At 37.7% G+C, this 11,325-nt stretch carries 7 protein-coding genes and 1 pseudogene; 5 read left to right on the top strand and 3 right to left on the bottom strand.

The window, feature by feature from the left end; all coding sequences use genetic code 11:
• Nucleotides 1-350: 350 nt before the first annotated feature.
• Nucleotides 351-584: pseudogene (locus F6K54_RS30270) on the top strand (XisI protein); the annotation flags it as partial.
• Here F6K54_RS30270 and F6K54_RS30265 read toward each other — a convergent pair.
• Entirely contained in the window at nucleotides 581-1,813 is a 1,233-nt protein-coding gene (locus F6K54_RS30265; protein WP_293086149.1) for a tetratricopeptide repeat protein, read from the bottom strand. The pseudogene F6K54_RS30270 and the gene F6K54_RS30265 sit on opposite strands and share 4 nt — an antisense overlap.
• An 865-nt stretch (nucleotides 1,814-2,678) precedes the next feature.
• On the opposite strand from F6K54_RS30265, the gene F6K54_RS30260 reads away from it, so the two are divergent.
• On the top strand, nucleotides 2,679-2,810 hold the full coding sequence (locus F6K54_RS30260; protein WP_293086147.1) for a hypothetical protein: 132 nt from the start codon (nucleotides 2,679-2,681) through the stop codon (nucleotides 2,808-2,810).
• An 888-nt stretch (nucleotides 2,811-3,698) separates the two neighbouring features.
• Nucleotides 3,699-4,019, top strand: a complete 321-nt coding sequence (locus F6K54_RS30255; protein ID WP_293086144.1) for a hypothetical protein — start codon at nucleotides 3,699-3,701, stop codon at nucleotides 4,017-4,019.
• 1,497 nt (nucleotides 4,020-5,516) lie between these two features.
• On the opposite strand, the gene F6K54_RS30250 is transcribed toward F6K54_RS30255, so the two are convergent.
• The gene (locus tag F6K54_RS30250) at nucleotides 5,517-5,687 is read right to left on the bottom strand and encodes a hypothetical protein (RefSeq protein WP_293086142.1); all 171 of its coding nucleotides are present in this window, start codon (nucleotides 5,685-5,687) and stop codon (nucleotides 5,517-5,519) included.
• Nucleotides 5,688-6,131: 444 nt separating this feature from the next.
• Here F6K54_RS30250 and F6K54_RS30245 point away from each other — a divergent pair, with 444 nt between their 5' ends.
• Both F6K54_RS30245 and F6K54_RS30240 read left to right on the top strand, forming a co-directional pair.
• Nucleotides 6,132-8,036, top strand: a complete 1,905-nt coding sequence (locus F6K54_RS30245; protein ID WP_293086139.1) for a sodium:proton antiporter — start codon at nucleotides 6,132-6,134, stop codon at nucleotides 8,034-8,036.
• Between the two features lie 179 nt (nucleotides 8,037-8,215).
• Nucleotides 8,216-9,655 (top strand): tetratricopeptide repeat protein, encoded by a 1,440-nt coding sequence (locus F6K54_RS30240; RefSeq protein WP_293086137.1) that lies wholly within the window; start codon nucleotides 8,216-8,218, stop codon nucleotides 9,653-9,655.
• A 725-nt stretch (nucleotides 9,656-10,380) separates the two neighbouring features.
• Here the strand turns inward: F6K54_RS30240 and F6K54_RS30235 are convergent.
• A complete protein-coding gene (locus F6K54_RS30235; protein ID WP_293086135.1) occupies nucleotides 10,381-10,557 on the bottom strand; it encodes a hypothetical protein in 177 nt (58 codons plus the stop codon).
• Nucleotides 10,558-11,325: the final 768 nt, after the last annotated feature.

The following is an 11,325-nucleotide window of genomic DNA, read 5'->3' as shown; positions in this document are numbered from 1 at the left end:
CTCAGCCATAGAATGGTTAAGTAAGGAGGAGTCAGGAGTCAGGAGTCAGGAGTCAGGAGGAGAAAGAATTACAAAGATGAGCGTAGTTATGACGATTGAAGAATTTTTTTATGTCCAATTAAACGGATTTGATATTATGAACCAACATCGGAGATAATTCAACAATGGATAATTTAGATTATCCAGTGCGAGCTTCTAGCTCGCCAATATAATTAAATTATCAATCAATCATTGGAGGTAATTAAACAATGGATAATGTAGAGAGATATAGCCATTTAATTCAACAACTTTTGCAAGAATACGCTAGCTATAAATCCCTTAATCAAGACATAGAATGACAATTTGTTTGCGATACCACAAATCATCACTATCAAATTGTAAATATGGGTTGGCAAAATAAAGTTCTGGTCTATGGATGTACTTTACACTTAGATATCAAAGATGGGAAAATTTGGATTCAGCACAATACAACAGAAATAGAGATTGCTGAATAACTGGTAAACTTGGGAGTGCCAAAACATGATATTGTTATTGGTTTTCATTCTCCTTTTAAAAGAAAATTTACAGAATATGCAGTTAATTAGGGCTTGCTGATATTATGTTGAATTTCTGCCCAATCTTCAGGAAAAGCTTCACGGGTGTAGATTTCTGAAGCATTTTGATAGGCAGCGATCGCCAATTCTAGATTTTCTGATTGGTAAGTTTTAATGATATTTTCCAGATTCTGTACGCCATTGCTACTGATTCTGTCACTGTAGGCAATGGCTAGATTGTATTGAGTCATTGCCCAATTGATGGGGAAGTCTTGTTTGGTATAAACTTCCAAAGCCAGATGATATGCAGCAATAGCATCTTCTATATTCTGTGCAATGTCACCTCTGATTCTGTTTCTGTAGGCAATGGCTAGATTGTTTTGAGTCATTGCCCAATCCATGGGGAAGTCTTGTTTGGTACGAACTTCCAAAGCCAGAAGATATGCAGCAATAGCATCTTCTATATTCTGTGCAATGTCACCTCTGATTCTTTTACTGTAGGCAAGAGCTAGATTGTTTTGAGTCATTGCCCAATCCATGGGGAAGTCTTGTTTGGTGTAAACTTCCAATGCCAGATGATCTGCAGCTATAGCATCTTCTATATTCTGTGCAATGTCACCTCTGATTCTGTAAAGGTAGGCAGTGGCTAGATTGTTTTGAGTCGTTGCCCAATTGATGGGGAAGTCTTGTTTGGTACGAACTTCTAATGCCAGATGATATGCAGCAATAGCATCTTCCAGATTCTGTGCAATGTCACCTCTGATTCTGTCACTGTAGGCAATAGCTAGATTGTTTTGAGTCATTGCCCAATTGATGGGGAAGTCTTGTTTGGTACGAACTTCCAAAGCCAGATGATATGCAGCAATAGCATCTTCTATATTCTGTGCAATGTCACCTCTGATTCTGTAAAGGTAGGCATTACCTAGATTATTTTGAATAGCTGCCCAATTTTCCTGGTGACTCTCACGGGTAAAAACTTTTAACACCGCTTCGTAACCAGCAATCCTAATTTCCATGTTATTTGCTTTTTTGCCAAGTGGGAACTCATGGAGGTAGTAGCTGAAATCCCAAATAGTATTGGCAATAGATTTTGCTTCCTCTGTTGTTACTTCTGAGAATTTAGCTGTTGCCCAGGTTTGTAGGAACTGAGCAAAGTTATTGTCTAGTTTGTCTAGGTTAGCTTGTAAAAGTTGGTAGACTACTTTTTTGGAGTCGCCATTGCTGTCGGCGATCGCCTCAAATACCTCCATCAAGAAATCTAAATAATCTTGTTCATCCATAAATTTACTATTAACCTTTAGAAGATTTTTCTATGTATTCATACTAAATCAGGTTTGCTATAGGCACTTTTCAAAGAATGTCTAATTTTTGAGACAATTGGATTCTAGCTTTTCAAAATAGAAGACTGTAACTAAGGTAATAAGTAGGGCTTGCTGATTAAATATAAAAGTTTTCATAGATAAAGGTTTTAGGCTTTTTAGGTAGTGAAAAAGTACCCCTGTTTTCCCCTAAGAATGCTCAAAAATTGAGTATTTGGGTAAGAATTGGGTAGACTTGGGCCTGGAATAATTTTTCCTTTGTATGTTTTCTACAACCCCTGATTCCTCTTGACTCTTCACTACTCCCTACTCCCTACTCCCTGTCTTAGCAAAAAGACTTTTGAGCGCAAACCCTAAGTATATTTGCCCTGTTTTATACCATGTCCGGATAATCAGTGATAAAAAACCTTTCCCCTTCTAACCTCTTCTTTCCTTCTGCCTCCTGCCTCCAGCATAGCTGCCTTACCTCCTCCAAAGTGTAAGTATTCAACCGGACATGATATTACAGCGCTTTTCAAGTCGATGAACCACATCTTCACAAACAAAACCTTGTAGGGACATTCCATGGAACGTCCCTACAGTGGTTTACTCAAATGAAAACTGCTGTAAGAGGATAAGTTTTTTCCAAAAGTCCAGTTATCCAGACTTAATGTAAGTATTTACACTGATGTCACAAAGCTTTTATAAAGCAAAAAGTTCCGTATTTTCTACCTAGTAACCTCATAAATCTTCAGTAATAATAAGGATGTCAAAACAAGCAAAGACTGTTAAGACAATAACCGATAACTTACTTAGGAGATTTAAGCAACTTTAGGAAATTTAAACAATGATTACTAACTACCTCAAGCAAATTACACTCGCTACTATCAGAACTGGTTGTATTGCTCTTTGTATTGCCAATCAAGCTCAAGCTGGTGTACTTTACAGGTGGTTTAGAAATTGCTGGTCTTGGCCTTGAGATAATAAAAGAGAAAGCAAAAATCAACTTTTCCCAATTTATCTATCAAGGAACAGAAAATTTTAGCACCTAGAAAGAAAGTTCGTTTTTCTACATTAATTGGCTGTCTAAAACATGAAAATTAACTATAGATAACGAAAATTAACTATAGATAACGAAAGTTAATTTTATACTTGTTCTGGATTTTGCCATAGTGTAACTTTGACTTTAAGTATATTCAAGAATTAGGCCAATAAAATCAGAGTTTTATGAAGTTTTGATGAAGTGATTCAATGTTCTACTACTTTACAAAAACTTCATAAATTATAACTGCTATTTAAGGCTCAAACCCCCAAAGAGAAATAGCTATAGCGATCGAAGATACCTAAAGATACCTAAAATATATTTTTGTTACTTCATTTTTTTTACTTAAAAATTACTACAAATGATTTCAGTGAAGGATTATCAATTTTCTTTTTGATGCTTGTGGTGACAAAAGATTTTATACCCTCAAGAAAATAGTAAAATTGTACATAGTAATAAAATCAAATCATCTATATGTCTATCGCTCATTAAATTAGCAGTATTAATATAATTCAATAAACCACATGATTGACAATTTTTCATGGTAAAAGGTTTTTTTCATCAACAAATATTGTATTAACAATAATGTGTTGCACACATTCTAGAAATAACAATAATTTTGAGATTGTAGTTAATTGTGAAGCTTTGATGAAGTTCAGTAGAAGTACTTGCAGTTCAAGTAAATTTTCCATTACTATTTATTTGTTGTAATGTAAATCACTAAAGGATGAATAATTCCTACTCTATTTTTTTTTTGAATAGAGAGTAAGTGGGCTAATTAAGGCTTACTACATATATGCTTACTTTTGATATACGGGAGGGCTTATGTTAAGACAAAGTAATTTAATTCAGGGTTCTTATTCTACTTTTGAGCGTGAGCGTAAAAAGAGTAAAACCAAGAAATTAGTATTAAAAACATTAATATTTACAGTCATATGTGGAGATGCTCTATTTTTAACTGGAGCTATTGCATATCATTTGTATGATAAATGGGTTGTAGCTAATAAACCTATATATCCTACGGAAATTCCTTCGATATCTCCAGCAGAAATTCCTTGGCTTAAAACTAAAGAAGAATGTGAACATACTGGTAGAGTCTGGCAAGGAGAAGAATGTCTAGATAGAGAACATAGTCATTTATTTTAAGTATTTTAGTAGCTGCATTCAACTAAATTAATTGAACTAAAAAAGCTTTTATGTATAGCATTTAAATTTGAGACATCAGAAAAGAGTTAAATGGTTGAGGGGAACTCAATTGACTAATGTTAAATTTTATAGAAGAGTAAAAAAAGTGATTAACTCCTCATCAACTTGCAATCAGTAAAAAGGTTATTGGTTTCCTGTGGAATGCGAATCAAACAAAAAACCGAGTTTATGTAAATTAATGTAGATGGCGTTTCCACCGAGAAGACGCCTGCTCTTGAGAATAATGTTACAGACTATGGTAGGCGATCCTCAATGTTTTGCTCCATAAGATAAAATATGCAGCCTTGCGTCAGCAAAATAGGCAACTAACTCCAGATATGCTAATCTCATTTCCTACATTCCGCACTTCAGAATGTAGTATGAGACTAGGAGTCAGGAGTCAAAATTCGTGAGGAAATCATAATTGTAAAGTAAGCATTTCCTGCTGAATGCTTACATTGCAAAGATAGAAAATTTATCCATCAAAGCATTCTTGAAAAACCACAAATTAGTTTGTGCAATTGCTGATTGTGTTATGCACGATTGACATCTCTAGGGGTTGAAACACCCTGGATTCTGTGGTTAGTCCACCGCAAATGGGACAGGGCGTTTAAAGTGCGGAATTTACTTCCGCACGCAGCCCCTCATAAATCCACATTTGCTTAAAGCCTGAAGGGCAGACTCCTAAACTCCTCGGCATAGACCGAAATCTAGCTGTGAGTTTACTTTTTTTGTTAGCTTTCACGAGTGGTTTTACTCGCACTGGTTGGAGCAATCTTCTCGCTGCTCTAGCTGCCTACTTGCTTTTCGGTGCCGAATGCGGAGCTAACAGCCGTCGTAGGAAGTTAATTCCCCGTCTCCTGTCCACCGGAATTTCACCGCAAAGCGCGGTCATGTCATGGCGACAAACCTTGTTCCTTATTCCTCTAGTATAGCAGATTTTTACTTCGCTTTATTACCCGCGTGTCGTTATTCAACCAGCCATTAAAACTGGCGCTGCGTACTTCCTCCCGACGCTTTTTAGGTTTTTTTTAGAGTTTGTATGACAGTTTCTTAGCGAAGTTATATCATGTCCGGTTGAATAGTTAGACTTTGTTGGAAGGAAGGCAAGAGGCAGGAGGCAGGAGGCAGGAGGCAGAAGGTTTTCTCAAGAGTGTCACCTTAAATTTTATAGACAAACGATGCTACCGGGCATGATATTAGAAGTCAGTAGGGGTGAATGGCCATTTGCCCCTACTGAAGTTATTTTTGTAATGAGAATTTGAGCAAGGCTCCAAAAATATTTCGCCTTAAAACCTACATTCCGCACTTCAATTTGTAACATAAAAATTAGTATAAAATTCCGATACCTCGATCAAGAGTCAAATACTTATTGAATTGTTAATTCCTACTGATCACTATAATTTTCTTCTTACTTTTAACTTTTGACTTTTGACTTTTGACTTTTGACTTAGATTTTTATGCTACATTTTGTGGTGCGGAATGTGGGTTAAAAGGCAGGGCTAATTCTTTGTCGCGCCTAGAATATTCATAAGAAATACATTTAATTGTGCAAATCTCCCCATCTCCCCATCTCCCCATCTCCCCATCTCCCCATCTCCCCATCTCCCCATCTCCCCATCTCCCCATCTCCCTATCCCCCCATCAATTTTTCTCTAATGACAATAAATTGACCCTGCCCCTAAAGGGGCAAGCACCTACCTCTACTTTCCGGTAAAAGTCAAAAATAGCCATATTTGCACTTTGGTTAAGAGTAGTTATAATACGAAAGGGATTTCTCTGTTTCAAAAGAATTATGGGCAAATATTTAGATGATAAAATTTACACACAAATTAATTAGGGAATAAAAAAATCAGAAACTTTGTGATTCAATTGTTTTACTCAGATAATTCCTAAAATTCACCGGATTTTAAATAAACAATCAATCCTTCTAAATAATAATTTCACAGCTAAAATAAAGAATAAAATACAGAAAAACTAACCAGCAAAAAAAATTAAAACACATAATTTCAGAATCAAAACCTGAAGCTGAAGAAAAAAAGCTGGTAAGCCTGGGAATTAAAGATAACATTTATGGAAATACCATTTGACATAACTTTACTGATCATCCTGACTGTAATCAGTGGTATTGGAGCCCAAGTTCTGGCCGCCTACCTGAAAGTACCTGCGATAGTCTTTTTACTACTGTTTGGTATTTTAGTCGGCAAAGATGTTCTGGGAGTGGTACATCCAAACCTACTAGGAAATGGTCTAGAAGTCGTAGTATCCTTATTTGTAGCCCTCATTCTATTTGAAGGGGGCTTGAATTTGGAACTTAGAGACTTAGGAAAAGTTTCCGGTAGTATCCGCAACTTAGTAACTATAGGTACACTAATAACCTTAATTGGTGGTGGTATGGCCGCTCACTGGTTAGGTGAGTTTCCCTGGCCGATCGCATTCCTTTATGCCTCCTTAGTAGTAGTTACAGGGCCAACAGTAGTAGGGCCACTGCTCAAACAGGTTTCAGTAGACCGACAGGTAGCTACCGTATTGGAAGGAGAAGGAGTCCTCATCGATCCTGTAGGAGCAATTCTGGCGGTATTGGTACTCAACATAGTTTTAAATGAAGGTGCTGATCCTCTAGGATTATTTAGGGACCTAGTTGTGCGTTTAGGAATGGGGACTATAATTGGTGCAGCAGGAGGCTGGATTTTAGAATTTGCCCTCAAAAGAGCAAGGTTTCTTTCTGAAGAATTAGCAAATCTGGTAGTTTTGGCAGCTCTTTGGGGAATGTTTGGTCTAGCAGAAGAAGTCCGCAGTGAATCAGGATTGATGGCCACAGTAGTAGCTGGAATTGTGGTTGGGGCAGCCGAAATACCAGAGTTACGATTATTAAGGCGGTTTAAAGGACAACTAACAATGTTGGCCGTTTCAGTGTTGTTTATTTTACTAGCAGCAGACCTATCTTTAGCAAGTATTGTTGCTCTAGGTTGGGGAAGTGTATTTACAGTTTTGAGCTTGATGTTTCTGGTCCGCCCTCTCAACGTATTAATCTGTACTTGGAATAGTAGGCTGAATTGGCGACAAAAGGTATTTGTTAGTTGGGTTGCTCCCAGAGGAATAGTTTCAGCTTCAGTTTCTTCCTTATTTGCTATTTTGTTAACTCAGAAAGGTCTAAATGGTGGTGACTCTATTAAGGCTTTGGTATTCTTGACTATTATTATGACGGTATTTAGTCAAGGACTGACGGCAAGATTCGTGGCTCAATTTTTGGGAATTACTTCTAGTGCTGCTACTGGTGCTGTGATTGTGGGTTCAAATCCTCTGTCGCGATTAATTGGACGTATATTTAAGGACAGGGGTGAATCAGTGGTATTGATAGATACGGATGAGGAAGCTTGTCAGCAGGCAGAAAAGGAAGGTTTACAAGTATATAAGAGTAGTGCTTTTGATACTAATGTCTTAGAAGAGGCTGGTTTAGAATCAGTAGGAACTTTCTTAGCAATGACTAAGAATGAAGAGGTAAATTTAGTTTTGGCTCAAAGAGCAGGAGAAGAATTTAAGCCACCAAGAGTATTAGCTATTTATCCGAAAAGTCCTCAGAATAAAAGTCAAAATGGTAAAGAGAAGGTTCAACAAGCGTTTACTTCAGAGTTAAATATCAAAAGTTGGAATAAATATCTCTCTGACAGAGAAGTGAAATTAGGGGAAACAGTTCTTAAGCAATTGGGGTTTGAGTTTCAAAAGACTCACCTTAAGGCACTTATTCGAGCAGGGGAGTTAATGCCACTTTTGATTGAAAGGCAAGGAAGTCTTCAAGTTTTATCTGCAACGGAAAATTGGCAACCAGGCGATCAGATTATTTATTTGTTACATGATCCTAAACCTAAGCTTCTCAAGCGACTATCTGGTTCTCAACAATCAACTTTAACTATTGAAAAACATCCAACTGTTGAAGAGGTACCTATCCCTTCTTCGGTTCTCGAATCTGAGCTCTGATAGAACGGAGGAGTCAGGAGTCAGGAGTCAGGAGTCAGGAAACAGGAGACAGGAGACAGGAGACAGGAGACAGGAGAAATGGCTTGGGAGCGAGGAGGTAGGATTCAACAATTAATAATTACCTCTAATAATTAATAATGACCTCTCCTTGGAAAGAAATTTTCAAGTTAAAAATAAGCATGAGCTACTGTCTTAACTCTGAATGCCAAAAGCCATATAATCCTTCCGGTCATCGATTTTGTCAGAGCTGCGGAGCTAAATTACTTTTAGGCGATCGCTACCGTACTATTAAACCTATCGGTCAAGGTGGCTTTGGCAAAACTTTTCTGGCTGTGGATGAGTATAAACCTTCTCGACCCCGGTGTGTGATTAAACAATTTTTTCCTCAAAATAGTACTAATGCGGAAAAAGCTGCTGAGTTGTTTGGTCGGGAGGCCATCAGACTTGATGAGTTGGGTCAACATCCTCAAATCCCAGAATTAATGGCTCATTTTCAACAAGGTGAGCAACAATATCTCATTCAAGAATTTATTGATGGGCAAAATTTAGAGCAGGAGTTAGTGACTAATGGAGCTTTTACAGAAAATCAGATTCAGGAGTTACTTTGGGATTTGTTGCCTGTGTTGGAATTTGTCCACGAACGGCAGGTGATTCATCGGGATATTAAGCCTGAAAATATTATTCGGCGCAATTCTATTACGCTTCCTGATGGTGGAGGGGAAATTAAAGGCCAGTTGGTGTTGGTGGATTTTGGAGCTAGTAAGGTAATTACGGAATCTTCTCTTGGCCAAACTGGAACGATGATTGGTAGTGCGGGATATGTTGCTCCGGAACAGTTGGCGGGGAAGGCGGTTCCTGCCAGTGACCTTTATAATTTGGGGGTTACTTGTATATATTTGTTGACTCAAGTAGCGCCTTTTGAGTTATTTGATGTGGTTGAGGGTAAGTGGGTTTGGCGACAATATTTACAGTCTCCTATTAGTGAAGAATTGGGGATAATTATTGATAAGCTTTTGGCTCCGAATATTAATCAAAGGTATCAGTCTGTAGAGGAGGTTTTAAAAGAATTAGAGTCTGTAAAATATCAGAAAAGTTTTGTCTCTTCAAATTCTCAAACAATAGGAAATAATCCTTCTTTGTTAACAAAAATGCTTGGGGGAATTCCACAAGTTATTAAAGGTCGAATTATGCAAGAATTTGGGAAAACTGAGGCAGCGATCGCTTCTTATGATCGTGCTATTTCTATTCGACCAAATAATTACGATGCTTGGTATAAGAAGGCTGAGGTTTGTTATCAGTTGAAGCGTTATGAAGAGGCGATTTTTTGTTATCAAAAGACTGTGAAATTGCAACCTAATCATTGGCAAGGGTGGCGGAGTTTGGGGGTGTTATTTTATCAATTGCAAAGATATGAAAAGGCTGTGGAAAGTTATTTTAAGTCTTTGGATATTGAGGGGAATCAACCGATGGTTTGGTTATGGTTGAGTTTGGCAATTAAGAAGTCTGGAGATGAGCAAAAAGCACAGATGTGTTTGGAAAAGGCGAGGGAATATTTGCCAAAAAGTCCGGTGGAAAGGGCAGAGATTTTATGGGAAGCTTGGGAGAAATTGGTTCGGTAGTTTGGAAGGAGGAAGGAAGAGGGAAGGATTGAAAAAAAATTATAGAAATTCCAATAGTTATGAGGTAGATTTACGATCCCCCTAAATCCCCCTTTCTAAGGGGGACTTTGAAGGCTCCCCCCTTGTTAAACTGCAGAGATTTTATAGCAGGCTTGGGAGAAATTAATTCAGTAATTTTGGAAGGAAGAGGGAATAGGAAAGGATTGAAAAAAAATTATAGAAATTCCCATAGTTATGAGGTAGATTTACAATCCCCCTAAATCCCCCTTTCTAAGGGGGACTTTGAAGGTTCCCCCCTTATTAAGGGCAGGGCTGTTTTAAAGTATTGTAATTAAGAATGCGCGGGAGAATGGGAGTAATGGGAATAGTGGAACAGTGAAATTTGCCAAAATTTGCCGATTTTTCAGCAAAGTACGCGTCTTTAAGCTCTGAGAGAATATTTGGTTCAACGCCGCTTAAAAACCTCCATCCCCGTGTCTGGTGTGTCTCCGTGTCCCCGTGTCTATCGAGAATGAAACAGCCCTGCCCTTATTAAGGGGGGTTAGGGGGGATATAAAACTGTACTTCATAGGTTAAAGAATTGCTATAGTTTGGGTAGTATCAGAAACAATAATCATTTAAGAATTATGCTGATTTAAAATCAATTTTGCTTGTTCCACTTCTTGACGTAATTCCTCCAAATTCTGCTCTTCATCAAAAATAGAAATTCCCCATTTATTCATCATTTATATCATTTTAATCCGAGAAACACCTAAAATTTTTGCAGCTCTACCACTGCTAATTTCTCCAATTTCTAATAAAGCCATTACATATCCTTCTTTCGCTTTTTGTAAAGCCTTTTCTCGAATCTCACTTGAGAGCTGAATATTTTCCAAACCTTCATCGGAAATTGTTAAAGCCATCTTCAAATTCTCCTAATTCTACAGTTTAACTTTCTACTTACAGCGTATTCCACTTTGGTGAGGTACAATCATACGTTTGGTGAGGTACAATCATGCGTTTGGTGAGGTACAATCACGCGAGCAAGATGCTCGGACTGGGAAGATTTAATTATTAATATCTGTACTTCTTATGGGAGGAATTTGCTGTAAATCACACTCTACTTTTCTTTCTGACTTATTTTACTAGAGACTTAAAAGCTGAAAATCACTGATATTTTTCAACACAAAACTATTATTTTCTTTAACCAAATCTCCCGAACAAGATACTGGTAAACGTTCTTGGTAAGCCTTAATCGCTAAAATATAATCTCGGTCAAATAATTCTGTTTCAATTTTTTTTAGTTAAACCGTCGAGAAGCCTCACACCATAATTTTCAATTTGATGTGAGATGAATCGGCGGTAAATAAATGGGACTCGATGTCCCATTCATTTACAAATTTTATGTTATAGTAGTACCAAGCTGGAAATAAGAGCTAACAACCACCAGCGATGAACCATGAAAATTAAATAGGATATGGGGTTGTATCCCATAAATCCTAGTAATCCGTTGGGAGCGTAAAATCTTATTGCGGAACTAGGTGCGTAGTTTTTCACTCTGCAAAAAGGGCGGCGGGGCATCCCGTTCTTAAAGCTCGTGGAGTCCGATGCAATGGCAGGACTGCGAAGCGAGAAGCCCACACTGTACCGAATGGTTAGTGTGGGAGTATGTCACTTTGTTAATAACAACA

Origin of the sequence: Okeania sp. SIO3B5, from assembly GCF_010692555.1 — a bacterium.
Classification (GTDB): Bacteria; Cyanobacteriota; Cyanobacteriia; order Cyanobacteriales; family Microcoleaceae; genus Okeania.
This window is presented reverse-complemented; position numbering and strand designations above follow the sequence as displayed.